Below are 25,224 nucleotides of genomic sequence, written 5' to 3'. Positions count from 1 at the left end.
CGCCCCAACGGCAAGCGCCGGTACCGAGAACGAACGGCCGCACTGGGAGCAAGGGCCCGCCGCCGGAAGCCGGAGCCCACGCCGACGGCGCCCGACGCGGCAAACACGGGGATCGGCCCGGACGCCGCTAGATTGGGCTGACCCAGCGGCTGGTCAGCGGCCTGGCCCGAGTCTCGGCGGAGGTCCTCGTGCCCGCAGTCACCACGGTGGCACGGCAACTGGCCGGACGGCTGCGGCGAGGCTCCTTCGGCCGCTGGCAGAGCAAACTCCAGGACGGCGACCCGCGGGCCGAACGGACGGCGCTGGCCCTGCTGGCCGTACTCGCCGTGCTGCTCACCGTCCTGGCCATCGCCTCGCCCGACGAATGCCCGCCCTCCGCCCTGATCCTGCCGCTGCTCTTCGGCGGCTTCGTGCTGCACATCCGGCTGTTGCTGGTACTGCTGATCCCCATCGGGCTCGGACTGACCGCCGACTGGCTGCTGCGCGTCCCGTACGGGCTGCGGCCCGGCTCGGCCGTCGTGGTCGTGGTGGCGGCGGTGATCAGCGCGCTGATGTCGTACCACCGCACTCGGCTCGGCCTGCGCGGCACCCGGGGCGGCTCGATGCTGCTGGAGCTCTCCGAACGCACCCGGGCCCTCGGCCGGCTCCCCGAACGGCTGCTGGACTGGCGTTTCCACCGGGCCATCTCCCCGGTCAGCGGCACGTTCTTCGCCGGTGACTTCCTGCTCTCCTCGCACCGCCCCGACCGGGACCTGCTGGAGATCGTCCTGGTGGACGTCTCGGGCAAGGGCAGCCGGGCGGCCGCGCGGTCCATGCACCTCTCCGGAGCCTTCGCGGTACTGCTCGGCTCCGTACCGCCCGAGACCTTCCTGCCCCGGGCCAACGACTATCTCTCCCGGCTGGACTGGGACGACGAGTTCGCCACCGCCATCCATCTCGCGCTCGCCCCCTCCACCGGCCGGTACCGGCTGTTCACCGCCGGACACCCGCCCGCCGGGCACTACCACCGCGCGAACGGCGGCCGTTGGGCGCTGCGCGGCGAACCCGGCCCCGCGCTGGGCATCTTCGGCGGGACGCAGTACCCGGCGGCCACCGGGCGACTGGCGCACGGCGACTCGCTGCTGCTCTACAGCGACGGTCTGGTGGAGGTCCCCGGCGAGGACATCGACCAGGGCATCGACCGGCTGCTGACGGCGGCCGCCCCGCTGCTGCGGTACGGCAGCGCCGCCGACCCGGCACGAGAACTCCTGCGGACACTCGCCCGGAACGTCGCCGACGACCGGACCCTGGTGATCGTCCAGCGCCTCGGCGCGGGCAGCTGAGCCCGATCACCGCCGCCCCACCGGATCGGCACGAAAACCGAAATTACCGACAGGTAACCGGATTTGGGATGACCAGAAGATGAATGGCAGCCCGATTCGGCCAAATTGAGACCTTTCCCGAGCCGCTCAGCAGCAGAAATGTCGGGATCAGATCACTGAACGTCAGATACGTTCACACATACGTAGGATCATCCCCCTAGAATCCCCGCGTGACGATGACTCAGTGGTGCGGTTCGGCTGCCGGCGTGCTCGCCGTCCTCTCCCTGCTGGCCGCCGCCCGGTACCGCGCGGTCAGCCGTACCCTCCAGGCGCGACTCGACGCGCAGGAGCAGGAGTTCACCGCCCTGCGCGCACAGTTCCAGGCCGAGGCGGAACGCCGCAGCAGCGAGCACGCGGCCGTCCAGCACGAGCAGGAGCTCAACGCGTCCACCCGCCGGGCCTTCCTCAGCGTCGCCCGCCGCATTCTGGTCATGGCCCACGACCAGCAGGCCGGTCTCGACGAGATGGAACGGCGCCACGACGACCCCGCCCTGCTGGAGGGGCTGCTCAAGGCCGACCACGCCGCCGCCCAACAGGCCCGCCTGGCCCAGACACTGGCCGTCCTGTGCGGCGCGCGGGCCGGCCGGCACTGGCCCGAACCGGTGGCCCTGGAGGACGTGGTGCGCGGCGCCCAGTCCCGCATCCTGCCCTTCCAGCGCGTGGTGATCCGCAGCCGGATCGAGACCGCCGTGGTCGGCGCCGCCGCCGAGGCGCTGATCCACGCCATCGCCGAGCTCCTCGACAACGCCACCCGCTACTCCCCGCCGAGCACCCAGGTCCACGTCACCCTGATGCCGGTGCACAACGGCGCGGTGATCGAGATCGACGACGCCGGCGTCGGCATGCCCGAGTACGCCGTCGAGAAGGCCGCCGCAGCGCTGGCCGGGGGCACCACGATGGAGGTCTCCCGGCTCGGCGAAGTACCGCAGCTGGGGCTCGCGGCGGTCGGCCGGCTGGCCGAGCAGTACGGCTTCCGGGTCACCCTCAGCTCCGCCCCGTCGCCCTACGGCGGGGTGCGCGTCGTGGTGCTGCTGCCGACACCGCTGCTCACCGAGCCGCTGCCCACACCCGCCGGCGGCGGCCGGAGCATGGACGACTTCGGGTTCGGAGCCACTGCGGGAGCGGCCCCCGGTGCCGCACCGGGCCAGGTCCCGCCGGTGGAGCGGGCTCCGGAGCAGGACTGGGCCCCGGCACACGAACGGGTCCCGGCACAGCAGCGGATCTCGCCGGCCGAGCACGTGCCGTCCCCCTCGCCCCCGCCCGGCGGGCTGCCGCGCCGGGTGAACCGGCGGGGCGCGGCCGGGCCCGCGCCCGCCGCCGGCCCGGCCGAGGCCCCGGTGCCGCCGCGCTCCGCACGCGACGCGCAGACCTTCATGTCTCTCTTCCAGGCCGGTACCGCCAGCGGCCGTTCAGCGGCCCGGCAGCAGCCCCGGCCGGACGGTCCGGGCCCTCGGAACGACGACTTCTTCCCCCTTTCCCCCCAAACCCCCCAGCACTTCGGAGACTTCCATGACCACCACTCCTGACCTCGGCTGGCTGCTGGCAGACATCGTCGGCGTTCCCGAGGTGCAGCACGCCGTCGTGGTGTCCAACGACGGCCTGGAGATCGGCCGCAGCGAGCGGATCGCCCGCGACGACGCGGAGCGCCTGGCCGCCGCCTGCTCCGGACTCCAGTCGCTGGCCCGTGGGGTGGCACAGGGTTTCGGCGGCCACCAGAGCAGCACCCGGCAGATCATCATCGAGTACGGCGGCGGCTATCTGTTCGTCGTGGCCGCCGGGGCGGGCGCCCACCTGGCCGTGGTGACCGGCGAGGCCGTGGACGCGGGTCTGGTGGCGTACCAGATGCAGGTGCTGGTCGAGCGGATCGGCACCCACCTGACCAGCCCGCCCCGGGTGGAGCACGGCGCAGGGGGGCTGCGTTGAACGGACCCGTCCGGCCGTATGTGATCACCGGAGGCCGCAGCCGGCCCAGCCCCAACGTCCAGGCGCTGGAGGAACTGGCGCTGGAGAGCCTGGTCAGTGCCGTCCCCGAGGCCGAGCTCGGCGAACTCCTCGACGACGAAGCCACGTTGAACCGGGAGCAGCGCCGAATCCTGAAGCTCTGCCGGGAGTTGCTCTCCGTCGCCGAGGTCGCCGCCCACCTCGGCCTGCCGCTCGGCGTGGTCAAGGTGCTGGTCGGCGACCTCTGGGACCTCGGCGCCGTCCAGGTCCTGCCCCCCGTAGTCCCACCCGTACGGCAGGCCAATCTCCTGCCCGCAACCCTCCTGGAAGAGGTGCTAGTTGGCCTCCGCCAACTCCGCTGAGCCCGTCTACCTGCCGTCCACCGTGCAGGGCGCCGTGAAGATCCTGGTCACCGGTCCGTTCGGGGTGGGCAAGACCACCCTGGTCGGCTCGCTGAGCGAGATCTCGCCACTGCGCACCGAGGAGACCATGACCGCCGCAGGGGCGGACGTGGACGACCTCACCGGCCGGCCCGAGAAGACCACCACCACGGTCGCCCTGGACTTCGGCCGGATCACGCTCAACCCGCGCCTCGCGCTCTATCTCTTCGGGACACCGGGCCAGCAGCGGTTCTGGCCCCTGTGGGAGGACCTCTCGCGCGGGGCGCTCGGCGCGATCGCCCTGGTCGACGCCCGGCGGATCGAGGAGAGCTTCGATGTGCTCGGGCAACTGGAGGAGCAGCAGATCCCCTTCGCGGTGGCCGTCAACACCTTCCCCGACACCCCCGACTACCCCGAGGACGAGCTGCGCGCCTCGCTCGACCTGCTGCCCGAGGTGCCGATCCTCGCCTGTGACGCCCGGGACCGCCAGGGCGCGTACGACGTCCTGATCGACTTCGTCGACCACCTGCACGCCACCGCAGTCCTGGAGCCCCAGCCATGACAACTCCCCAGCCGGACACCCAGGTTCCCGGGGCCCAGGTCCCGCCGCCCGGCTGCCCGATGCACGGAAAGCTGGGCACCGTACCGCTCTACGGCTCCTCGGTCTCGGACGACCCGCACGGCCTCTACGCCAGGATGCGGGAGGAGCACGGCGCGGTCGCGCCGATCGAGCTCGAACCCGGGGTCGAGGCCTGGCTGGTGCTCGGCTACGCCGAACTGCTCGAACTCACCCGCAACGAGCAGCTGTTCTCCAAGGACTCGCGTCGCTGGCGAATACCGCAGGAGGGCCGGCTCAAGCCCGACTCGCGCCTGCTGCCGATGACCTCCTGGCGACCCACCCTGCTCAACCTGGACGGCGCCGAACACCAGCGGCTGCGCGGCGCGGTCGCCGACACCCTGGCCCGGATCGACCACCGGCAGCTGCGTCAGATGACCGAGAACGCCGCCAACGCCCTGATCGACAGCTGGGGTCCGGACGGCACCGCCGACCTGGTCGCCCAGTACGCCCGCCGCCTGCCGCTGCTGGTCTTCACCCAGCTGCTCGGCCTGCCCTCCGAGGCGGGACCCCATCTCATCGAGCTGATCAGCCACTTCGTGGACAGCAGCGAGAAGTCGGTACGGGCGAACGCCGAGTTCCAGGCCATCCTGGTCGACCTGGTCCGCCGCTGCCGGGCCACGCCCGGTGCCGACCTCACCTCCTGGCTGCTGGCCCACCCGGCCCGGCTGACCGACGAGGAGGCGGTGCACCACCTGGTGGTGATCCTGGTCGCGGGCAACGAGACCAGCATCAACTGGACCGGGAACACTCTGCGCCTGCTGCTCACCGACCGGCGCTTCCGGGCGACCCTCGCGGGCGGACGGCTGACCGTCTCGGACGCCCTGGACGAGGTGCTCTGGCGCGACCCGCCCACCCAGAACTTCCCCGGCCGGTGGGCCACCGGCGACACCGTCCTCGGCGGCCAGTACATCAACGCGGGCGACATGCTGGTCCTCGGCCTCGCCGCCGCCAACGCCGACCCGGCCGTCCAGAGCCCCGAGGGCGTCAGCGGCAACCGCGCCCACCTCGCCTGGGGTGCGGGACGGCACGTCTGCCCGGCCCAGCACCCGGCCCGGCTGATCGTGGAAACCGCCGTGGAGACCCTGCTGCACCGGCTTCCCGATCTCCAACTCGCCGTCCCCTCCCACGAACTGGCCTGGCGCCCGTCGCCGTGGTCGCGAGCGCTGGTGTCCCTGCCGGTGCTCTACAGCGCCTTCACCCCGCCCCGCACCCCTGCCCCGGAAAGGCCCGTATGGACACCTCCGATACCCTCGACCATGCCCGCCCCGCCCCCGTCCGGCTCGACCCCTTCGGAGGCGACCAGCACACCGAGAACGCCCGGCTCCGCGCCGCCGGCCCGGCGGTCCTGGTGGAACTCCCTGGCGGGGTGGTGGTCTGGGCGATAACCCACCACGACACCCTCCAGCAGCTGCTCGCCGACCCCCGGGTGGGCAAGAACGCCCAGCTCTGGGACACCTTCCGCGAGGGCCGTCTGCCCAAGGGCTGGCCGCTGCTCAACTTCATCACCGTGCCGGGGATGACCACGGCGGACGGCGAGGACCACCGACGGCTGCGCGGCCTGGTCAGCCAGGCGTTCACCCCGCGCCGGGTCGCCGCGCTCCAGCCGCGGATCGAGCTGCTCACCGAACGCCTGCTGGACCGGGTGGCCCTGCTGGACGGCGAGTTCGACCTGCGCAAGCACTTCGCGTACCCGCTGCCGATGCAGGTGATCGGCGAACTGCTCGGCCTCCCGCCCCAGCAGCAGGACGAACTGCACGCGCTCTCCGACACCCTGGTCAGCAGCTCCGCCACCCCGGACGCGGCCATCGCCGCCCAGGCCGACCTGTACGCCCTGCTGGGCGGCCTGGCCGAGGCCAAGCGCGCCGAACCCGGCGACGACCTGACCACCGCGCTGATCGCCGCCCGCGAGGTCGACGACCGGCTCAGCGAGCGGGAGCTGGTCGGCACCCTGCTGCTGATGCTGGTGGCCGGGCACGAGACCACGCTCAACCTGATCACCAATGCCGTCCGTGCGCTGCTCGCCCATCCCGAGCAGCTGCGGCAGGTCCTGGACGGGACGTACGAGTGGTCGGCGGTGGTCGAGGAGACCCTGCGCTACGACTCCCCGGTGGGGCAGTTCCCGCTGCGGTACGCCACCGAGGACATCGAGGTGGGCGGGGTGCTGATCCGGCGCGGCGAGGCGATGCTCGCCTCCTACGCCGCCGCCGGACGCGACGACGCGCACTACCCGGACGCGGACCGCTTCGACCTCTCCCGCCAACCGGGCAGGCACCTCTCGCTCGGCCACGGCCCGCACTTCTGCCTCGGCTCCGGCCTGGCCCGGCTGGAGGCGGAGACCGCCCTGCGCGGCCTCTTCGGACGCTTCCCCAGCCTGGCCCTCGCGGACGGCCCCGCGCCCGCCCCCATCCCCTCCTTCGTCGGCAACAGCGTCCGCACCCTCCCCGTACGGGCACGCTGACCGCGAGCGACAGGGGCCGGCCGGGGCGGGCTAGGAGTCGGACTCGTCGAGCCGTAGTGCCCACAGGCCGCGGCCGTGGGTGGCCGCGTAGAGGCGGCCGTCGGGGCCGAACTTGAGCTGGTCGACCGCGACGGCGGGGAGTTCGCCGAGGCGCTGCCAGCCGGTGCGGCCGGCCGGGCGGTAGAGGACGCCGATGTCCGTCGCCAGGGCGAGACCGCCGCCGGGGGTGACGGCCAGGGAGTCGGCGGGGACGTCCGGCAGGTTCGCCGAGATGTCGCTCCAGTGGGCCCCGGCGTCCCTGGTCTCGAAGACATGCCCGACGCCCGCGCCCGGCCCTTCCGTCCAGTGCCGGGAGAAGCCGTTGACCGCCAGGTAGACGTGGGCGGGGTCGGCCGGGTCGATGGTCAGCCCGCTGAGGTACCGGTTGGGGACCAGGCCGTCGGCCGGCAGGGCGAGCTGCTGCCAGCCGGTGCCGTCCGCGTTGCCGACCGCGATGCCCCGGGTGAAGCCCTGGTTGTTGCAGGGGCCGCACCAGGCCGCGTACACCTTGCCCCCGGAGGCCGCGACCGCCGTCGCCACATGCCCGTCGCCGAGGTCGTACGCGCTGGTCCAGGCGCTGCCCGACCGGATCGCGTAGCCCTGGTTCTGCACCCAGACGTGCCGCCCGCCTGCCACCCAGGCGTTGTCGTTCCCGAGGTCCACGCCGAGCGGGGCGATGAAGCGGGCACCGGCACCGCCGAGTGCGTTGTCCGGCGGCGCGACGTTCCACGAGGTGGCCTTGCCCGGGTCCGTCGCCCAGGCACCGTCGTTCACCCCGCAGTTCTGGGTGACCTGGATGGCCAGGTAGACGTACTCCTGGGCCAGGTTGCAGCCGTTGGCCGGGTCGGTGAGCGTGTCGCCGCCGTCGCCGCCGAAGTTGGAGCCCATCACCGTGTCGTGCGGCCGCAGCATCGACTGCCCGTTGTCCTGGAGTCCGCCGGTGACGGCCACGCCCCGGCCGGACGGGTCCTTGCCGATGCCCACGGAGTAGTACTGGAGGCTGTCGATGGTGCCGTCGTTGAGCGAGGTCCAGTCGGTGGCGTGGCCGCTCGCGTCGGTCTGGCCGGTCAGCGGACGCCGGTACAGGCCACCGTCGTTGCCCGCGATCAGATACGGGTGGCCGTGGTAGCTTCCGACCGCCAGGCCGTGCTGGTCGGGGTGTGTGGTGGGCGGGCAGTCACCGCTCTGCTTGTGCGGGTCGATGCTCCAGCAGCTGAAGGTGAAGTTCCAGTACGGCCCGGCGGTCTTCCAGGACGCGCCGCCGTCGGTGGTCTCGAAGACCTCCTCGAGGCCGGCGTAGAGGTGGTCCGGATTGGTCGGGTCCACCTGGAGCGACTGGTCGTACCAGGACTGAAGGCCCGGCTGATCACCCGCCTGGGTGAGCGCTGAACCGGCGGCGGCGAGCTTGTGGTAGTCGGCGATCCTGGTCCACGGGCCCAGCGGGGAACCGGACTTGGAGACGAAGATCCCCGCAAGACCGCTGTTCGGGTCGCTCGCCTGCTGGGCGGGGGACTGGTCGATCGCGTAGTAGCGCGAACCGTCCGCCGAGCGGGCGAAGGTGACGCTGCCGACGTCGGCGGCACCGGAGGGCAGGTCACCGAGCGAGCCGCCGAGCCGCTGCCAACTCCCGTCCACCTTCGTGTAGAAGCCGTTGCTCGGGTCGCCGCCACGCCAGCCGACGGCCAGGACGACCTTGGAGGGATCACGCGGGTCGATGGCGATGTCGCTGGTGAGGTTCTTGTACGGCGCGTTGGGGTCGGCAGCCTTCGAACCGCCGTGCAGATATTCGGGGTTGGGTGCGAACTCCAGCTGCCACGGCCCGGAGAGATCACTCAGCGAGTGGCTCCAGACACCCTGGCTGGTCGCGGCCCAGGCCCGGTCGCCGCCGAACCGGATGGCGTGGATGGTGGTGCTGTCCAGCTCGGCGCCGCCGACCCGGCTGCGCGCGCTGAACTGACCGTCCTCCGGGTGGGCCAGCACATAGACGCCCGCCCCCAGATACCCGTCCGAGCTGGTGACCGCCTCACCCGTGCCCAGCCACAGCCGGCCCCGGCCGTCGAGGGCCAGCGCGCCGGTGGCCTGGGTGGGCAGCTTGTCGCTGATGGGCTGCCAGTGGCCGCCGCCGGTCGTGGAACGCCAGACGCCGCCGCCCGCACTGCCCGCGTACACCGTGCCGTGGTCGTCTGCCGCGACGGCGGCCATCCGGCCGGTCACCTTCCCCATGCCCGCACTGGAGTTGGAGGATATGTCGCGGTACCGAGGATCGTCCGAGTCGTACGGCAGGCCGGTGAGGTGCTTCCAGTCCCCGCCCGCCTGCGGCAGAGCGCGCAGTTGCGCCCAGGCGGCGGCGAAGGCCCCCGGGGCGACCGCACCGGGCGAGGTACGGGCCTCGGCACGCTGGTCGGCGCCCTCCTGGATCTCGTCCGCCTCACCACCGCTGCCCTGGCCCGCCGGACGGAACGCGCCCGTCGCGGCCGCCGCCCGTGCATTCCGCTGCGCTTTCGCGTCCAGCTGGCGGGCGCCGAACGGAAGCGCCGAGTGGCCGCCGGGAGCCGCTCCGGCGGGTACACCGATCAGTCCCATCGTGGCCGTGATGGCGCAGATCGTGAGCCATCGCCTGGTACGGGTTGGTGCCGACAACAGTGCCTCCCCAGTCGTCATTGACCCAAAGCCCTTGGTGTCCGAGATGGTTGACAACCAAGGGGCCGGGGAGACTCGACCACACTTCCGGGGCTGCCGGCACCACCGGGTGAAGACTTGACCGAAGTTTTGTCCGGAACCTGACCGCTCCGACCTCCCCACTCAAGAACCCTGACGAGGCGTCGACGAGTGGGGAGGCCAGTGAACCGGGGAAGCTCTCCGGCTGCGGCTACCGGCGCCCCGTGACGCCGGTGACCGCGGCCGGAAGACGTGGACCGACCGGTCCTGTCTGTTGATTCCCGGTCAGCGCTGGAACAGACCGTTGAGCTCGGGGTAGCTCAGCCCGTCGGCGAGGCCGCCGTAGGTGCCCTTGGCGTACACCTCGCGAGCCGCTCGCCGGACCGCCGCGTACGCGACCTCGGCGAGGCCGGGGCCGAGGCTGATCCGGCCGACACCGAGGGCGGCGAGCTCGGCGACGGTCGGGGCACCGGGGGCGGCGAGCACGTTGAGCGGGACCGGCAGGGCCTCGGCCAGCGCCGCGATGACGGCCGGATCTGCGCTGCCGGGTACGAACACACCACTCGCCCCGGCCTCCACATAGGCCAGCCCCCGGGCGATCGCCGCGTCCAGACGGCCCTGAGGCTCGCCGATGCCCCGCAGGAAGACATCCGTCCTGGCGTTGATGTACAGCGGCACACCGGCGGCATCGGCCGCCGCGCGGGCGGCCGCGATCCGCTCGGCGGCTTCACCGACCGGACGCAACTCGCGTGCCCCGCCGTCGAGTCCGTCCTCCAGGTTGACGCCGATCGCGCCGGTGGCGAGCAGGGCGGTGACGGTCTCGCCGACCCCGGCGGCGGTCTCGGCGAAACCGCTCTCCAGGTCGGCGGTGACCGGCAGCTCCACCGCGCCCGCGACCAGGGCGGTCTGGGCGAGTGCCCGGTCCCGGTCGAGGCCGCCGCCGTCCTGGGCACCGAGCGTCCAGGAGACACTGGCGCTGGCGGTGGCGATCGCCTGCGCACCGGCGGCGGCGACCAGCCGGGCGCTGGCGGCGTCCCAGACGTTGGCCAGCACCAGCGGGTCGCCGGGCCGGTGCAGGTCGGTGAAGAGCTTGGCCTTGTCGTACTGAGTCGTCATGGTGGCAGCCTGTCGGTGAGGCATGGCAGCGGACTGGCGGAAATCGGCCCGAGTAGACCCTTTAGGGGCAAGGGGTAACCGCATAGGGGCGCGGGGCTCTGCTTGGCTCACGCTTGCCCGGAGAGGTTGGGCTCAGCCCTGCTTGGGGGCCGGGCTGAGGCGGGAGGCGATGGCAATCCGGTTCCAGGAGTTGATCGTGATGATCATCGCAAGCAGCTGGGCCAGCTCCTTCTCCTCGAAGACCTTGGCGGCCTCGTCGAAGACCTCGTCCGGGACGTGCCCCTCGGTGACCTTGGTGACCGCCTCGGTCAGCGCCAGGGCGGCCCGCTCGCGGGCGGTGAACCACGGGGTCTCGCGCCAGGCCGGCAGGCTGTAGATCCGGTGGTCCTGCTCGCCGATCTTGCGGGCGTCGGTGGTGTGCATGTCGAGGCAGAAGGCACAGCCGTTGATCATCGAGGCGTGGATCTTGACCAGCTCGGCGATGATCGGGTCGAGTCCGGCGGACGCCGCGCTGTCCAGCTTGATCATCGCCCGGTAGAACTCCGGGGCCAGCTCGGGGAGCGAGATGCGCTGGACGGGGGCGGGGACGTAAGCGTTCTGGTTCGTCGTCATGTGTTCAACCGTAGGTGCCAGGTGGCCCGTCACCGTGGTTCATTTGGCACATGGAATCCTGGGCCACTTTCGGTGGCGACCTGCACCTGGACCTGACGGCCGGACGCGCTCGCGGCCTCGGCCTGCGCGAGGCGCTGGAGGACGCGCTGCGCACCGCCGTCCGCGACGGCCGCCTGTCGCCCGGCACCCGGCTGCCCTCCTCCCGCGTGCTCTCCGGCGACCTCGGCATCGCCCGGAACACCGTCGCGGAGGCGTACGCCCAGCTCAGCGCCGAAGGCTGGCTGGCCTCCCGGCAGGGTTCCGGCACGGTGGTGGCCGAGCGCGGAACGCCGTCCGCCACTGCCGCGCCGGCCATCCGGCCCCGGCGGCCCGCCGTCCGGTACGAGCTGCTGGCGGGCCGCCCGGACGTCTCGCGGTTCCCGCGCTCCGCCTGGCTGGCGGCTGCCCGCCGGGCCCTGGCCGTGGCACCCCACGAGGCGCTCAGCTACTCCGACCCGCGCGGCAGGATCGAACTGCGCCGCGCCCTCGCCGAGTACCTGGCCCGGGTGCGCGGCGTCCGCACCGATCCGGAGCGGATTCTGATCTGCTCGGGCTACACCCAGGGCCTCGGGCTGCTCTGCGGTGCACTGCGCGAGCGCGGCGTCCGGGCACTGGCGGTCGAGGAGTACGGGCTGCCGCCCCAGCAGCAGGTGATCACGGCGGCCGGCCTGGCGACCGTGCCGCTGCCGCTGGACGAGGGCGGGGCACGCACCGATCTGCTGGCCGGCTCGGACGTGGGCGCGGCGGTGCTCACCCCGGCGCACCAGTTCCCGACCGGCGTACCGCTGCGGGCCGCGCGCCGGGCGGCCGCCGTCGCCTGGGCCCGCGAGAGCGGCGGGATCGTCATCGAGGACGACTACGACGGCGAGTTCCGGTACGACCGGCAGCCCGTCGGCGCCATGCAGGCCCTCGATCCGGAACGGGTGGTCTACGCGGGCACCGCCAGTAAGAGTCTCGCCCCCGGACTGCGGCTCGGCTGGCTCGTCCTGCCCGGCGACCTGGTCGAACCGGTCGTCCGGCAGAAGGAGTTGGCCGACGGCCAGTCCGGCGCCTTCGAACAGCTCACCCTCGCCGAACTGATCACCTCGGGCGGCTTCGACCGGCACATCCGCCGCTCCCGACTGCACTACCGGCGCCGGCGCGACCAGCTGGTCGCCACCCTCGCCGAACGCGCCCCGCGGGTACGGGTCACCGGGATCGCCGCCGGGCTGCACGCGGTCGTCCGACTGCCGCCCGACTCGCTCAGCGAGCACGAACTGCGCAGCCAGGCCGCCTGGTTGGGCCTCTCGCTACAAACCTTGTCGGAGTGCCGCACCCCCGCCGCCGGGCCCGCACCGGACCAGGCGCCCGCCCTGGTGATCGGCTACGGGACCCCACCCGAGCACGCCTTCGCCCCCGCACTGGAGGCGCTGTGCACACTGCTCCGGTTGTGATCGCAACAACCGGACTGCTACGCCTACTTGTTTCGCGAGCCGAGCTCGAAGAGCAGCAGAATGAAACCGGCGAACACATGGGTCGCCGCCGTGTAGACGATCATGCGTATCCAGACACGCCGGTCCGCTACCCGTCCGGCGTCGATCGTGCGCTTGGTCATCCCGGGCCTCCCGTCGGATTGGGTCTCAGCCGGCAGAGCTCTTGCCGCCGACCGCTCAGTGCGCCATGCCCAGGCAGAGTTCGCCGGCCGGGCTCTGGAGCAGGGTGTGCATGAAGAGGAGCTCGACGCCGTCGGGCGAGTCGGCGGCGATGCGGTGCGGGGTGAGCGAGTCGAAGTGCGCGGAGTCACCCTCGTCCAGCAGATGGACCCGGTCACCGAGGGTCAGTCGCATCCGGCCCTTGGTGACGTACAGCCACTCCTCGCCCGGGTGCACCCGGACCACGGAATCCTGCAGGCCCGGCGGCACGTGGACGCGCAGGGCCTGCATCGCACGCCCGGGCGCGCCCGCCCGCCGGTAGCCCCAGCCACCGGCCCGACCGGGTTCGATCGCACCGCCCCGGATCACCGGATCCGGCTCACCGGGCAACTCGCCCAGCAGTCCGGCGACCGTCGTCCCGTACGCCCGGGCCAACCCGAGCAGCACCGGAAGCGAGGGCTGCCGCTGCCCCGTCTCCAGACGCGACAGATACGCTGGGGAGAGGCCCACCCGGGCCGACGCCGCTTCGAGGGTGTACCGACTGCCCAGCCGGTGCTCCCTCAACCGGGCGCCGAGGCCCTCGACCTCCTGGTCCTCACTCATGCGTCCAGTGCACACCGGCCATGCCTCCCAGGCAAGAATTTTGCCCCACAGGCAAACCCGGGCAACCCCTCTCACCATCCGGTGCCCCTCCAGCCGCCGAACAGGCAGGCCGTCCGCCCAGGCCGCCGCCTCGACCACCGTGGAACGGTCGGGCGGCAGCGACCTGTGCCGGTCGTCCAGCGAGCGGACTCGTCGAGACAGCCAGGCGGACTCCAGGCGAGGACTACGCGAACGCCCTTGCCGCAGCATTCGGCACCGACGGATTCCCCCCCCCGCTGGCAGAAGAGCAGGCACAGCAACGGCGATGGTGGGGCGTGCATCGAGTTCGCCCCCGAGTTCGCCTCCACCCACGGCATCGTGCCCGTCCGCGACTCCAAGAACCCTGACGGGCCCCAGCTCCACTTCACCAGCGACGCCTGGGCCAGCTTCGCCGCCGCCGCACAGGGCGACTTCGGCACCGTCTGACTACACACCCACCCCAACCGCTGGACGGCCGACTGGCCGGTCGCCCTGTCTGCGGCGAACGGAAGGACACACCGTCAGCCGAACGGGGAGGCGTGCCCCGGCCTGCATCCCCTGGGGGCGCTGTTGCCGCTGATGTCGAAGTCCCCGCAGGTCAGAAAGACATGGTTCAGCTTGCCGAGCGCAAAGGCGAGCACACCGACGACCGCGATGGCGCCGACGACCCTCCTCTGCTGGCGCACGGAGAGCGTCGAATCCCCGAACAGCAGGATCTGCAGGAGCAGCCAGGTCAACAGCGGCGTGCCGACGATGCTGAGGATGCCCCCTCCCAGGAAGAGCAGGCCGCCCGGCAGCTTCCCCTTGTGGGGCACGATGGCCGCGACGCCGATCCACACGCTGGGCAGCGCCAGGCATGCCCGGTACACCCATCCGCGCCCTGGCCCGCGGTCACGTAGCAGCAGGCTGCTGAGCAGCACGCCTGTCGACACCGCCCAGAGGGTGAGCACCTGGTAGTAGAAAACGACGTTGTAGGCACCGAGTGTGAAAGCGGGCTCCCAGACCGCCAGCGCTCCGCCGCCTGCGACCACGGCAGTCGGCGGTACCACTCGGGCGGCGCCGGGTCCGCACGGGGCCGCGGGGACTGCGTCTGCGGAATGGGCGTCGTCATCCATGGGGATCCATATCCGGCGTAGCGACATTTACGGACATCATGGACATCGTAGGGTCGGGCACACCGGCGGTTGAGGCTGGTGAGCCCGCATGTTTCCGGTGTCGTGCATTCGCGGCCACCGTGTGACTACCGACGACGGCGGACCGTGCGGCACCGACGGAGCAGCGGGCCTGCCTGGCCTCGGCGTCTCAACCGGCCTACGGCCTGGGGATGTTGCGCAGGTTGCTGCGGGCCAGGTCGATCATCTTGCCGACGCCGCCCGAGAGGACCGTTCTGCTCGCCGCCAGTGCGAAGCCCTTGAGCTGGGCGGCGGTGATGCGGGGCGGGATGGAGAGTGCGTTGGGGTCGGTGACGACGTCCACCAGGGCGGGGCCCGGGCGCTCCAGGGCCTCCGTGAGGGCCTGCCTCACCTGGGCCGGGTCGGTGACGCGCTTGGCCTGGATGCCCATCGCGCGGGCGATGGCCGCGTAGTCGACGTCGCCGTTGTCGATCTCCCATTCGGGGTAGCCGGAGACCAGCATCTCCAGCTTGATCATGCCGAGCGCGCCGTTGTTGAAGACCACCGTCTTCACGGGCAGGCGGTGTTTGGCCACGGTGAGGAGTTCCCCGAGCAGCATGCCGATCCCGCCGTCGCCGGACATCGAGATCACCTGCCGCCCGGGGAAGGCGAGTTGGGCACCGATCGCGTGCGGCAGCGCGTTGGCCATGGAGCCGTGCAGGAAGGAGCCGATCACCCGGCGACTGCCGTTCGGTGTCAGGTAGCGGGCCGCCCAGACGTTGCACATCCCGGTGTCGACCGTGAACACCGCCTCCTCGGCGGCGAGTTCGTCCAGTACGGCCGCCACGAACTCGGGGTGGATCGGCACCAGGGTGTCGATCTTCCTGGTGTAGGCGCCGACCACGCCCTCCAGCGCCTTGCAGTGCTTTTGCAGCAGGTCGTCGAGGAAGCGGCGGTCCTGCTTCTGCTCCAGCAGTGGCAGTACGGCCCGCAGGGTCGCCGATACGTCGCCGTGAACGGCGAGTTCGAGTGGCGTGCGCCGCCCGAGTCTGGTCGCGTCGTGGTCGACCTGGATGGTGCGGGCCTGCGGCAGAAAGGAGTCGTACGGGAAGTCGGTGCCCAGCAGCAGGACCAACTCGGCCTCGTGCAGGGCCTCGTGGCAGGCTCCGTAGCCCAACAGGCCGCTCATCCCGACGTCATAGGGGTTGTCGTACTGGATCCACTCCTTGCCGCGCAGCGAGTGGCCGATCGGGGAGTTGAGCCTTCCGGCGAGTTCCATCACCTCGGTGTGGGCGTCGCGTACACCGGCGCCGCAGAACAGGGTGATCCGGGAGGCCGAGTTGAGCGCCTCGGCCAGGGCCTGCACCTGGGACCAGGGCGGGGCGGCGACGGCCTGTTCGGTGAGGAAGTGGCTGCTGCCGGTCGGCCCGGCGGCGGGGAGAGCGGCGACGTCGCCGGGGAAGACCAGGACCGAGACGCCGCGCGCGCCGAGCGCGTGCTGCACCGCGACCCGCAGCAGGCGCGGGAGCTGGGCGGGCGTGCCGACCATCTCACAGAAGCTGCTGCAGTCGGTGAACACCCGCTCGGGGTGGGTCTCCTGGAAGAAGCCGGTGCCGATCTGGCCGGACGGGATGTGCGAGGCCAGCGCCAGCACGGGAACGCCGCTGCGCTGGGCGTCGTAGAGGCCCTGGATCAGGTGGGTGTTGCCGGGGCCGCAGGATCCGGCACAGACCGCCAGCTGCCCGGTGAGTTCGGCTTCCGCGGCTGCGGCGAAGGCGCCGGCCTCCTCGTTGCGGACGTGGATCCAGGCGAGGTCCGGTGCGCGACGGATGGCGTCCACCACGGGGTTGAGGCTGTCCCCGACCACGCCGTAGACCCGCTCCACCCCGGCCTGCCGGAGCACTTCCACCATCTGTTCGGCCACGCTGCCCATCGGGCACCTCGTCTCACCGTCCGGTCACAGGACGCCACCAGCCTGAGGGCGGCAGCGGCCCCGGGCATCAGGGGTGCGCCGGAAGGGTGAGCGAGCCGACGAGGGCCCGCCGCAGCGGCGGGCCCTCGCGGCGGAGCGGATCAGCCCGCGAAGGCGGTGGTGCCGTTGGGGGTGCCGAGGCCGGTCGGGCCGTCGTAGCCGGTGCCCGCGGTGCAGAGGTAGGACGGCGAGCAGCTGCCGTTCGAGCCGGTGGTCACGTCGTTGAGCGAGGAGGTGTGCGCGTACGGGAAGGACGACGGGTAGCTGCCCGAGGACGGGGTGCCCGCCAGCGCGTAGACGCCCGCGATGATCGGCGAGGAGGCGCTGGTACCGCCGTAGACCGCCCAGCCGCTGCCGCCGTAGGTCTGGTAGACGGCGACGCCGGTGGCCGGGTCGGCGACGGCGGAGACGTCCGAGACGGTGCGCTTTGCGCAGCCGGTGTCCTTCTGCCAGCTGGGCTTGGCATCGTACGCCGAGCAGCCGGAGCCGGTGCCCTCGGTGCTGCTGGTGGACCAGACCGACTCGCTCCAGCCACGGGCGTTGGAGCTGCGGTTGAGCGCGGTACCGCCGACGGAGGTGACGTACCTGGAGGAGGCCGGGTACTGGGCGCCGTACGCCGAGTCGCCCGCGCTGACCGTGATGGCGATGCCGGGGTGGTTGAAGTACGAGGTGTCGTACGAGGTGTCGGAGGAGGACTCCGAGCCGCCGTAGCTGTTGGAGACGAACTTGGCCCCGAGCTTGACCGCGGTGTTCACCGAGGTGCCGAGGTTGGTCATGCTCGCCGTGTTGGCCTCGACCAGGATGATCTTCGCGTTGGGGGCTATCGCGGAGACCATGTCGAGGTCGAGCGATATCTCACCCGCCCAACCGGAGTTGCTGGCCGGGTACTTGGTGCCGCCGGTCTGGTTCACCTTCTTGAAGCAGCCGTTGGCCGTGGTGCAGGCCGGGAGACCGTACTGGGCACGGTAGACGGCCAGGTCCGACTCGGCGTTGGGGTCGTTGTACGCGTCCACGATGGCGATGGTCTGGCCCGCGCCGCCGCCCGCCGGCAGGTTGTAGGCGCTGAGCAGGTCGCTCGGGCCGTAGCCGGAGGGCGTCGCATCGGGGGTGACGCCGAGCGTGTGGACGGACTGGACGGTGCTGGTGACGCGCAGCGCGTTACAGGCCATGGTGTCGCCCTTGGCGAGGGTGTCACAGGCCCGCACCCACGAAGTGCCACCCTTGCTGTGGACGGTGGCGGGGGCGGCACCGGCCGGAACGGCGGTGGAGATGGCCGATACTGCGAGCGCCGCGGTGCCTGCGAGTGCCAGGACGAACCGGCGGGTGGACGCGGGCATGGTGGGGGTATGCACCGAACTGCCTCCTGTGGCGGGGGTAAACCGGGGGCTGTGCGTGGGGGGCAGTCGCATGGGCGCAGGTGGGCGCGCCGGCGACCGGACGGGCGGAAATGACGGTCGATCAGGCCGCCACTCACCACCGGGATCCGGCGCAGACGCTAGTGAGCCATGGTCAGGTCAAACAACGGGTCGTTCAAAGATTCGACCAGCCCTTTACCGGGGCAGGGGGAAACCCGGGGCGAGTTCACAGCTCCGGTACATTGCGGAAACACGACCAGCCCCCCTCCGGCGGAAAGGAGTTGGCCGAATCACTCGGCGGGCAGGTGCTCCACCACGCCGATCGGCAGGCCCGCCTGCGCCTGCCTCCGGGCAGGTTCGCGTCCCGGAGGCTGGACGCACCGCTCGGTGGGCGCCTCGGGCACCACGGTCGGCCGGCTGACCGGCCTGCCCCGGCCCAGTTTCAGCTTCTCCCCGTCGTGCAGCAGGGTCATCGCCTCACCCCGGCGCAGCGTGTAGGTGGTCCGGTGATGGGTGATCTCCACATGCAGCAGCCGGTCCCTCACCACCATGGCGAAGGCCAACCGCCGCAGCCCGGGGGGCAGTCGGGGGCTGAAGAAGAGTTCCTCCCCGTGGTCACGCAGACCACCGAAGCCCGCAACCAGGGCGATGCAGGCTCCCGCCAGCGAGGCCATGTGCAGGCCGTCGCGGGTGTTGCCGCCGAGGTCGTGCAGGTCCATCAGGGCGGCCTCGGCGGTGTAGTCGTACGCCAGGTCCAGCTGGCCGACCTCGGCCGCGATGACCGCCTGGGTGCAGGCGGAGAGCGAGGAGTCACGGACCGTGAGCCGCTCGTAGTAGGCGAAGTTGCGCTCCTTCTGCTCGGGGGTGAAGGCGTCTCCGCGCACCTGCATGGCGAGCACCAGATCGGCCTGCTTGACCACCTGCTTGCGGTACAGGTCGAAGTACGGATAGTGCAGCAGCAGCGGGTACTTCTCCGGCGGGGTGTTGTCGAAGTCCCAGAACTGGTGCTGGGTGAAGTCGTCGGCCTGCGGGTGCACGCCGAGATTCTCGTCGTACGGGATGTACATCGCGGCTGCCGCGTCCCGCCAGGCCGCCGTCTCCTCGGTGTCCACGCCCATGGCGGCGGCCTCGTGCTGGTGCCGGGCTACGGCCTCGGCGGCCTCGCGCAGGTTGGTCTGCGCCATCAGGTTGGTGAAGACGTTGTTGTCCGCGATGGCGCTGTACTCGTCGGGCCCGGTGACGCCCTCGATGCGGAAGCGGCCGACCGAGTCGTGGTGGCCGAGCGAGCGCCACATCCTGGCCGTCTCCACCAACACCTCAAGGCCATAGGTGCGTTCGAACTCGGCGTCCCCCGTCGCCCGGACGTAGCGGGCGACGGCGACGGCGATGTCCGCACCGATGTGGAAGGCCGCCGTACCGGCGGGCCAGTAGCCCGAGCACTCCTCGCCGTGGATCGTCCGCCAGGGGAACACCGCTCCGGCCAGGCCGAGTTGGGCGGCCCGGTCGCGGGCCATCGGCAGCGTGCTGTGCCGCCAGGTGAGCACCTGCTTGACGGCGGCTGGCAGGCAGTAGGTGAGCACCGGCAGCACAAAGGTCTCGGTGTCCCAGAAGCTGTGCCCGTCGTAGCCGGGGCCGGTCAACCCCTTGGCAGGGATGGCCCGTTCCTCGCTCCGGGCACCGGCCTGGAGGATGTGGAAGAGTGCGAAGCGGACGGCCTGCTGCAACTCCACATCGCCGTCCAGCTGGACGTCGCTGGTGTCCCAGAACTGCTTGAGGAACTCCTGCTGTTCGGCGAGCAGGCCCTCCCAGCCGGTGAACCGGGCGGCGGTCAGCGCCGCCTCCACCTGGTCCCGGACGGCGGGCAGCGAACGGGTCGCCGACCAGCCGTAGGCGATGAACTTGACCAGACGCAGCTCCTCGCCGGGCTTCAGCACGGTGGTGACGCTGATCCGGCCCTGGTCCTCGGTGCTCTCGGCGGTGGTGTCGAAACGCTCGGGCCCCTCGACCAGGTGGTCCATCCCGGCGGCCACCCGCAGACTGCTGAACCTGGTCCGGTGCACCAGCACGGCCTTCATCCCGCTGGCGTGCGCGGCCTCGGCGAGCAGCGGGGCCTCCAGGGCGGCTGCGGCACGTGGATCGCCGGTGCTGTCCGGGAGTTGCTCGTTGGCGACCAGCTCGGACTGGAGCACGATCCGCACCGGGCCGTCCACCGCCGTCACCCGGTATTCGATCGCGGCGACGGCGCGCTGGGTGAGCGAGACCAGCCGGTTGGAGGCGACCCTGATGGTCCGGCCGGCTGGCGAGGTCCACTCCGCCTCCCGGCGCAGCACTCCCTCACGGAAGTCCAGACTGCGCTGGTGGCTGCGGAGTTCGCCGTAGCGCAGATCGAAGGGCTCGTCGTCGACCAGCAGTCGGATGATCTTTCCGTTGGTGACGTTGATGACGCTCTGCCCGGACTCCGGGAAGCCGTAGCCGCCCTCGGCGTACGGCAGCGGACGCAGCTCGAAGACACCGTTGAGGTAGGTGCCGGGCAGACCGTGCGGCTCGCCCTCGTCCAGGTTGGCGCGCAGGCCGATATGGCCGTTGGAGAGCGCGAACACCGATTCGGCGCGGGCGAGTCCGGGCAGGTCGAGGCCGTGTTCAGCGACGCCCCAGGGGTCGATGGTGAAGACGTTCGCCGGACTCATGCCTGGTTCCCCCCACCGCTGCCGCCGCCCTCGGGGTCCTCGGCACTGTCCGAACCCTGGCCGCCGGCCGGCTCGATCAGCTCGGCGAGGTCGGTGACGACCACGTCGGCGCCGTGCTCGCGCAGGGCCTCGGCCTGTCCGACGCGGTCCACACCGACCACCATCCCGAAACCACCGGCCCGGCCGGAGGCGACCCCGGCGAGGGCGTCCTCGAAGACGGCAGCGTGCTCGGGAGGGGTGTTCAGGGCCTTGGCGGCGGCCAGGTAGGTGTCGGGCGCGGGCTTGCCCGGCAGGTGGTCGCGCTGGGCGACCAGGCCGTCCACCACCACGTCGAACAGCCCGTCGATGCCCGCCGCCCGCAGCACGTCCCGGCAGTTGGCGCTGGAGGAGACCACGGCACGCGGCAGTCCGAGCACCTGCAGCCGGTGCAGGTACGCCACCGAACCCTGGTACGGCTGGACGCCCTGTTCCTGGATCATGCGCAGCACGGTGACGTTCTTGGCCGTGCTCAGGCCCTGGACGGTACGGGTGCCCGGCGGGTCGTCCGGGGTTCCCTCGGGCAGGTCGATGCCCCGGGAGGCGAGGAACCCCCGGGTGCCGTCCAGCCTCGGGCGGCCGTCCACGTAGTCGTCGTAGTCCGCGACCGCGTCGAACGGGACGAACTCCTCACCACTGCGGTCGGCCTCGGCTCTCAGGAAGGTGTCGAACATGTCCTTCCAGGCGGCGGCATGCACCTTGGCGGTCTGGGTGAGCACACCGTCGAGGTCGAAGAGGAAGGCGTGGATGTGGTCCGGAAGCCCCAACATGCTTGCCAGTGTGGCCCTTCCACAGCTCGAAGCCGCCCATTTGCGGCGCGTCTGGCGCGTCGCAGGGCGGCTCCGGTCTCTGCTGCGGAGGAGTCCTACATCGGCTTGGCCTTGATGACCGCGAAGACGGCGCCCTGCGGGTCGGCGAGCACCGCCATCCGCCCGGCGACCATGTCGAACGGCGGCACCAGTACCGTGCCGCCGCGCTTGACCAGCGCGTCCACCACGCTGTCCGCGTCGTCCACGGAGAAGTAGGTCAGCCAGTGCGCGGGGGTACCGGGCGGGTCGTTGCTGAGCCTGGTCATCCCGCCGACGGGCTTCCCGCCGACCTTGAGCGCGTAGTAGTCCTCGGCGCCCTCCATCGGCCCGGCGTCGATGCCGAGCGCGCTCCCGTAGAAGGCGGTGGCGGCGTCGACGTCGCCGGTGTGCAGCTCGTTCCAGGTGAGCGCGCCGGGCTCGTTGACCACGTGCGCGCCGAAGAAGTCCACCGGCTGCCAGACGCCGAACACCGCACCGGTCGGGTCCGCCGCCACCAGCATCCGGCCGACGGTGCCGACGTCCATGACCGGGTACATCACGGTGCCGCCGTTGGCGGTGATGGCCTGCTGGGCGGCGTCGGCGTCACTGGTCGAGATGTAGGTGGTCCAGACGGTCGGCGGCGTCGGCTGCCCCTCGGGCGCCATGGCAGTCATGACCCCTGCGACCGGCTTCCCGTTCAGGGTGCACACCGTGTAACCGCCGAACTCGGGCGGGCCGATCTGGCCCTGCCAGCCGAACAGGTCACGGTAGAAATCCAGCGCGGCCTGCTGGTCCTTGGCCATCAGATCGACCCAGCACGGTGTGCCGGGCGCGTACGCTTCGGTAACTTCAGGCATCTCGCCTCCCTGGTGGTGACCCCCGTCGCCCACCATGACCGCAGGTACCCGTTCTCGCCACCTGGGCAGCTCGCACCGCTCGGCGGCGTACTCGGCGTACTCGGCGTACTCGGTGGGCTCGTACGGGCGGTCTCAGCCGACGCTGATCCGGAAGCGGCTCCCGTTGGTCGGCCCGAGTGCCGCCCGCACCCGGGTCACGGCCGCCGAGGTGTCCACCCGGAACACGCCGTGCCCCAGGCCCAGCCGGGCCTTGCGCTGACCCCGGTACCGGAAGAACACCGCGATCTCGTGCGACCCGGCACCGACCGCCACCTCGTTCTCGCCCCACACCGCGCCGAACTCGACGCCGTCGATCTCGACCACCGGCCTGGTGAACGCCCGATGGAACCACACATTCGCCGGGAACGGCCTGACCTCGACCACCACCCGGCCCCTCGCCGCCTGCCCGACGGGCGAGAGTCCGTCCTGGACCTGCGTCCGATTGTCCACGCGGGTACTTCCGACAGCCAGTTCGACCATTGATCCAACGTAGCACCGGCTGACGCCGGGTCAGCCGACGGTGTCGTGCCCCATCACCTGGCGGGTGGGTCGGACCCGGCTGGATATGTTCAGCTTGGCGACCTGGCGGCGCTGAAGCGCTACCTGGAGATCAGGGAGGCCGGGTTCGTCCGAGCGATGTCCCGGCCGGGCCCGGTCCTCCCCGCCGTCCGGAGCCTGGTCCAGAGCTGGGTCGACTCGGAAGCCTCGTGAGTGCTTTTAGGGGCACTGCTCACGCCCTGCGAAGGTTTCGCAGGGCGCCGCGCCCCTGAAAGCAACCCCGCCGGTTCGACCCCCGTCCGGGCCAGGTGCACCGGTCACACCCGTTGGGCGCCCCCGGTTGCCGGCCCACCGCCGGAGCCGGGCCGGCTCAGCCGACCTGCGGACGTACCTGGGCCGCGATCAGCTCCAGGTGCTCCAGGTCGTCCAGGTCGAGGATCTGGAAGTAGATCCGCTGCGTCCCGGCCTCCCGGTAGTGGCCGATCCGGTCCGCCACCTCCGCCGGAGTACCGGCCAGACCGTTGGCCTTCAGCTCCGCCACGTCCCGCCCGATCGCCGCCGCCCGGCGGGCCACCTCGGCATCGTCCCGGCCCACGCAGGCGACCAGGGCATTGGAGTACACCAGATCGTCCGCCGGCCGTCCGCGCTCCTCGGCCGCCGCCCGCACCCGGGCGAACTGCTCCCGGGTCTGCTCGACCGAGACGAAGGGCAGATTGAACTCGGCTGCGTAGCGCGCCGCGAGAGCCGGCGTCCGCTTGGCACCCAGGCCGCCGATCAGCACCGGGATCCGCTCCTGGACGGGCTTGGGCAGCGCCGGGGAGTCCTTCAGCCGGTAGTGCGCGCCCTCGAAGCTGAAGGTCTCGCCCAGCTTGGTCTCCCACAATCCGGTGACGATGGCGAGCTGCTCCTCCAGCAGGCCGAACCGCCGGTCGGGGAAGGGGATGCCGTACGCGTCGTGCTCCTCCTTGAACCACCCTGCGCCCAGGCCGAGTTCGACCCGGCCGCCACTCATCGCGTCCACCTGCGCGACCTGGATCGCCAGCACCCCGGGCAGCCGGAAGGTCGCGGCCGTCATCAGCGTCCCGAGCCGGATCCGCTCGGTCTCCCGCGCCAGGCCCGCCAAGGTGATCCAGGCATCCGTCGGACCGGGCAGCCCGTCGCCGTCCCCCATCCGCAGATAGTGGTCAGAGCGGAAGAAGCCGTCGTAGTCGAGCTGTTCGGCCGCACGGGCCACGCGCAGCAACGTCTCGTACGAAGCGCCCTGCTGCGGCTCGGTGAAGATTCGAAAGTCCATGCGTACCACCATGCCCCGAATTCCACCCGGCAGTCCGCAGCGGCTCGCACCATCCGCCCGGAAGCCCTAACGGGCCGCCCGCACATCCCGGTTGCGGAGCAGCCACCGCTCCAGCGGGGTGAAGACGAGCAGGTCGATGGCGACGCCGACGAAGAGGATCAGGATGATGCCGAGCAGGACGCCGGACATGTCGTTGAACTCCCGCTGGTTCTCCAGGTAGCGGCCGAGGCCGAGGCCCAGGTCGGGGGAGGAGGCGATGAGTTCGGCGGCCATCAGGGAGCGCCAGGAGAAGGCCCAGCCCTGCCTGAGACCGGCCAGGTAGCCGGGGAGGGCGGCCGGCAGCAGGACGTGGCGGGCACCGGCGAGTCCGGTGGCGCCCATGGCCCGGCCTGCGCGCAGGAAGAGCGGCGGGATCTGGTCGATGCCGCCGATCAGGCCGTTGGCGACGGAGGGAACGGCGCCGAGCAGGATCACGGCGTACATCGCCGAGCTGTTGATGCCGAGCCAGATGACGGCGGCGGGCACCCAGGCCACCGAGGGCAGCGACTGGAGGCCGGAGAGCACCGGGCCGACCGCGGCACGTACGAACCGCACCCGGGCGACCAGCAGTCCGATCGGTGTACCGATCACCACGGCGGCGGCGAAGCCGGACAGACCCCGCCAGACGCTGGTCCAGATGATCGAGAACAGCGTCCCCTCGTACCAGAGGTCGGTCAGCGAGTGCCAGACCATGGCCGGGCCGGGGAGCCGGTACTCCGAGGTCAGCTGCAGGCTGTACGCGCCCTGCCAGAGGACGAGCACCAGCAGCAGACCGAGCAGCGGCGGCAGCACCGTCTCCCGGAGCACCCGGGCCACCGGGGTCCGCAGGGGCCGGACGGCGTCGAGGGCGTCCAGACCGGCCTCGACGCCGTGCAGCTCCGTGGCACGCAGCCCGGAGCGGGGCTGGGGACGGGACCCGGAGCGAGGCCGGGAGGCGACCGCCCCGATACGCCGCTGCACGCCGGGCACGATGTCAATGCTTGCCATGGCGGCGGATCTCCCCACGCAGTTCTTCGGTGATCTCGATGGACAGGTCGGCGACGCCGGAGGATTCGATGCGGCGCGGCTGGGG

23 protein-coding genes and 1 pseudogene are annotated in these 25,224 nt (G+C 71.6%); 9 read left to right on the top strand and 15 right to left on the bottom strand.

The window, feature by feature from the left end; all coding sequences use genetic code 11:
- Positions 1-188 precede the first annotated feature (188 nt).
- The 7 genes from P3T39_RS29535 to P3T39_RS29505 all read left to right on the top strand — a co-directional run bounded on the left by P3T39_RS29535 (position 189) and on the right by P3T39_RS29505 (position 6,759).
- Positions 189-1,322: a PP2C family protein-serine/threonine phosphatase gene (locus P3T39_RS29535; protein WP_280702265.1), complete on the top strand. Its 1,134-nt coding sequence runs from the start codon at positions 189-191 to the stop codon at positions 1,320-1,322.
- Positions 1,323-1,537: 215 nt separating this feature from the next.
- On the top strand, positions 1,538-2,887 hold the full coding sequence (locus P3T39_RS29530) for an ATP-binding protein (RefSeq protein ID WP_280702295.1): 1,350 nt from the start codon (positions 1,538-1,540) through the stop codon (positions 2,885-2,887).
- The gene (locus tag P3T39_RS29525; protein WP_280702264.1) at positions 2,871-3,284 is read left to right on the top strand and encodes a roadblock/LC7 domain-containing protein; all 414 of its coding nucleotides are present in this window, start codon (positions 2,871-2,873) and stop codon (positions 3,282-3,284) included. Before P3T39_RS29530 ends, P3T39_RS29525 begins: the two co-directional genes overlap by 17 nt.
- Complete coding sequence (locus tag P3T39_RS29520; RefSeq protein WP_280702263.1) at positions 3,281-3,664, top strand: DUF742 domain-containing protein; 384 nt, start codon at positions 3,281-3,283, stop codon at positions 3,662-3,664. Before P3T39_RS29525 ends, P3T39_RS29520 begins: the two co-directional genes overlap by 4 nt.
- The gene (locus P3T39_RS29515; RefSeq protein ID WP_280702262.1) at positions 3,642-4,244 is read left to right on the top strand and encodes an ATP/GTP-binding protein; all 603 of its coding nucleotides are present in this window, start codon (positions 3,642-3,644) and stop codon (positions 4,242-4,244) included. Before P3T39_RS29520 ends, P3T39_RS29515 begins: the two co-directional genes overlap by 23 nt.
- A complete protein-coding gene (locus P3T39_RS29510) occupies positions 4,241-5,686 on the top strand; it encodes a cytochrome P450 (protein ID WP_280702261.1) in 1,446 nt (481 codons plus the stop codon). The genes P3T39_RS29515 and P3T39_RS29510 overlap by 4 nt, the downstream gene beginning before the upstream one ends.
- On the top strand, positions 5,650-6,759 hold the full coding sequence (locus tag P3T39_RS29505) for a cytochrome P450 (RefSeq protein WP_280702260.1): 1,110 nt from the start codon (positions 5,650-5,652) through the stop codon (positions 6,757-6,759). Before P3T39_RS29510 ends, P3T39_RS29505 begins: the two co-directional genes overlap by 37 nt.
- A 30-nt stretch (positions 6,760-6,789) precedes the next feature.
- On the opposite strand, the gene P3T39_RS29500 is transcribed toward P3T39_RS29505, so the two are convergent.
- The 3 genes from P3T39_RS29500 to P3T39_RS29490 form a co-directional block, all read right to left on the bottom strand.
- Positions 6,790-9,381 (bottom strand): glycosyl hydrolase, encoded by a 2,592-nt coding sequence (locus tag P3T39_RS29500; RefSeq protein WP_280702259.1) that lies wholly within the window; start codon positions 9,379-9,381, stop codon positions 6,790-6,792.
- A 360-nt stretch (positions 9,382-9,741) separates the two neighbouring features.
- Entirely contained in the window at positions 9,742-10,572 is an 831-nt protein-coding gene (locus P3T39_RS29495; protein WP_280702258.1) for an isocitrate lyase/phosphoenolpyruvate mutase family protein, read from the bottom strand.
- 132 nt (positions 10,573-10,704) lie between these two features.
- On the bottom strand, positions 10,705-11,184 hold the full coding sequence (locus P3T39_RS29490; protein ID WP_280702257.1) for a carboxymuconolactone decarboxylase family protein: 480 nt from the start codon (positions 11,182-11,184) through the stop codon (positions 10,705-10,707).
- A gap of 50 nt (positions 11,185-11,234) precedes the next feature.
- Between P3T39_RS29490 and P3T39_RS29485 the strand changes: the two genes are divergently transcribed.
- Entirely contained in the window at positions 11,235-12,656 is a 1,422-nt protein-coding gene (locus tag P3T39_RS29485; RefSeq protein WP_280702256.1) for a PLP-dependent aminotransferase family protein, read from the top strand.
- A 23-nt stretch (positions 12,657-12,679) separates the two neighbouring features.
- Here the strand turns inward: P3T39_RS29485 and P3T39_RS29480 are convergent, their stop codons facing one another.
- Both P3T39_RS29480 and P3T39_RS29475 read right to left on the bottom strand, forming a co-directional pair.
- Positions 12,680-12,817 (bottom strand): DUF6126 family protein, encoded by a 138-nt coding sequence (locus tag P3T39_RS29480; RefSeq protein WP_280702255.1) that lies wholly within the window; start codon positions 12,815-12,817, stop codon positions 12,680-12,682.
- Between the two features lie 55 nt (positions 12,818-12,872).
- The gene (locus P3T39_RS29475) at positions 12,873-13,457 is read right to left on the bottom strand and encodes an XRE family transcriptional regulator (protein WP_280702254.1); all 585 of its coding nucleotides are present in this window, start codon (positions 13,455-13,457) and stop codon (positions 12,873-12,875) included.
- Between the two features lie 237 nt (positions 13,458-13,694).
- On the opposite strand from P3T39_RS29475, the gene P3T39_RS29470 reads away from it, so the two are divergent.
- Entirely contained in the window at positions 13,695-13,922 is a 228-nt protein-coding gene (locus tag P3T39_RS29470; protein ID WP_280702253.1) for a DUF397 domain-containing protein, read from the top strand.
- Positions 13,923-13,996: 74 nt separating this feature from the next.
- Here P3T39_RS29470 and P3T39_RS29465 read toward each other — a convergent pair whose 3' ends face one another.
- The 10 genes and pseudogenes from P3T39_RS29465 to P3T39_RS29420 form a co-directional block, all read right to left on the bottom strand.
- A complete protein-coding gene (locus P3T39_RS29465) occupies positions 13,997-14,590 on the bottom strand; it encodes a hypothetical protein (RefSeq protein ID WP_280702252.1) in 594 nt (197 codons plus the stop codon).
- A gap of 196 nt (positions 14,591-14,786) precedes the next feature.
- Positions 14,787-16,520, bottom strand: a complete 1,734-nt coding sequence (locus P3T39_RS29460; RefSeq protein ID WP_280702251.1) for a pyruvate dehydrogenase — start codon at positions 16,518-16,520, stop codon at positions 14,787-14,789.
- Between the two features lie 140 nt (positions 16,521-16,660).
- Entirely contained in the window at positions 16,661-17,896 is a 1,236-nt protein-coding gene (locus P3T39_RS29455; protein WP_280702294.1) for a S53 family peptidase, read from the bottom strand.
- A gap of 308 nt (positions 17,897-18,204) precedes the next feature.
- A complete protein-coding gene (locus P3T39_RS29450) occupies positions 18,205-20,601 on the bottom strand; it encodes a glycosyl hydrolase family 65 protein (protein WP_280702250.1) in 2,397 nt (798 codons plus the stop codon).
- Entirely contained in the window at positions 20,598-21,407 is an 810-nt protein-coding gene (locus P3T39_RS29445) for an HAD-IA family hydrolase (protein ID WP_280702249.1), read from the bottom strand. The genes P3T39_RS29450 and P3T39_RS29445 overlap by 4 nt, the downstream gene beginning before the upstream one ends.
- 95 nt (positions 21,408-21,502) lie before the next feature.
- Positions 21,503-22,282 carry a VOC family protein gene (locus P3T39_RS29440; protein ID WP_280702248.1) on the bottom strand — a complete coding sequence of 260 codons (780 nt, stop codon included), beginning with the start codon at positions 22,280-22,282 and terminating at the stop codon, positions 21,503-21,505.
- Positions 22,283-22,414: 132 nt separating this feature from the next.
- Complete coding sequence (locus P3T39_RS29435) at positions 22,415-22,771, bottom strand: hypothetical protein (RefSeq protein WP_280702247.1); 357 nt, start codon at positions 22,769-22,771, stop codon at positions 22,415-22,417.
- Positions 22,772-23,189: 418 nt separating this feature from the next.
- Positions 23,190-24,113, bottom strand: coding sequence for an LLM class F420-dependent oxidoreductase (locus P3T39_RS29430; RefSeq protein WP_280702246.1), 924 nt, complete (start codon positions 24,111-24,113; stop codon positions 23,190-23,192).
- A 66-nt stretch (positions 24,114-24,179) separates the two neighbouring features.
- A complete protein-coding gene (locus P3T39_RS29425) occupies positions 24,180-25,139 on the bottom strand; it encodes an ABC transporter permease (protein ID WP_280702245.1) in 960 nt (319 codons plus the stop codon).
- A pseudogene (locus tag P3T39_RS29420) lies at positions 25,126-25,224 on the bottom strand (ABC transporter ATP-binding protein); the annotation flags it as partial. The pseudogene P3T39_RS29420 and the gene P3T39_RS29425, both read right to left, overlap by 14 nt.

The sequence above is a fragment of the Kitasatospora sp. GP82 genome (assembly GCF_029892105.1).
Classification (GTDB): domain Bacteria; phylum Actinomycetota; class Actinomycetes; order Streptomycetales; family Streptomycetaceae; genus Kitasatospora.
This window is presented reverse-complemented; position numbering and strand designations above follow the sequence as displayed.

Bases quoted from the DNA above. Each gene is read 5' to 3' on its own strand.
- P3T39_RS29440 (WP_280702248.1), bottom strand. From the start codon at position 22,282: ATGCCTGAAGTTACCGAAGCGTACGCGCCCGGCACACCGTGCTGGGTC.
- P3T39_RS29475 (WP_280702254.1), bottom strand. From the start codon at position 13,457: ATGAGTGAGGACCAGGAGGTCGAGGGCCTCGGCGCCCGGTTGAGGGAG.
- P3T39_RS29445 (WP_280702249.1), bottom strand. From the start codon at position 21,407: ATGTTGGGGCTTCCGGACCACATCCACGCCTTCCTCTTCGACCTCGAC.
- P3T39_RS29450 (WP_280702250.1), bottom strand. From the start codon at position 20,601: ATGAGTCCGGCGAACGTCTTCACCATCGACCCCTGGGGCGTCGCTGAA.
- P3T39_RS29490 (WP_280702257.1), bottom strand. From the start codon at position 11,184: ATGACGACGAACCAGAACGCTTACGTCCCCGCCCCCGTCCAGCGCATC.
- P3T39_RS29455 (WP_280702294.1), bottom strand. From the start codon at position 17,896: ATGCCCGCGTCCACCCGCCGGTTCGTCCTGGCACTCGCAGGCACCGCG.
- P3T39_RS29430 (WP_280702246.1), bottom strand. From the start codon at position 24,113: ATGGACTTTCGAATCTTCACCGAGCCGCAGCAGGGCGCTTCGTACGAG.
- P3T39_RS29525 (WP_280702264.1), top strand. From the start codon at position 2,871: ATGACCACCACTCCTGACCTCGGCTGGCTGCTGGCAGACATCGTCGGC.
- P3T39_RS29530 (WP_280702295.1), top strand. From the start codon at position 1,538: ATGACTCAGTGGTGCGGTTCGGCTGCCGGCGTGCTCGCCGTCCTCTCC.
- P3T39_RS29425 (WP_280702245.1), bottom strand. From the start codon at position 25,139: ATGGCAAGCATTGACATCGTGCCCGGCGTGCAGCGGCGTATCGGGGCG.
- P3T39_RS29465 (WP_280702252.1), bottom strand. From the start codon at position 14,590: ATGGATGACGACGCCCATTCCGCAGACGCAGTCCCCGCGGCCCCGTGC.
- P3T39_RS29495 (WP_280702258.1), bottom strand. From the start codon at position 10,572: ATGACGACTCAGTACGACAAGGCCAAGCTCTTCACCGACCTGCACCGG.
- P3T39_RS29485 (WP_280702256.1), top strand. From the start codon at position 11,235: ATGGAATCCTGGGCCACTTTCGGTGGCGACCTGCACCTGGACCTGACG.
- P3T39_RS29460 (WP_280702251.1), bottom strand. From the start codon at position 16,520: ATGGGCAGCGTGGCCGAACAGATGGTGGAAGTGCTCCGGCAGGCCGGG.
- P3T39_RS29500 (WP_280702259.1), bottom strand. From the start codon at position 9,381: ATGGGACTGATCGGTGTACCCGCCGGAGCGGCTCCCGGCGGCCACTCG.
- P3T39_RS29510 (WP_280702261.1), top strand. From the start codon at position 4,241: ATGACAACTCCCCAGCCGGACACCCAGGTTCCCGGGGCCCAGGTCCCG.
- P3T39_RS29480 (WP_280702255.1), bottom strand. From the start codon at position 12,817: ATGACCAAGCGCACGATCGACGCCGGACGGGTAGCGGACCGGCGTGTC.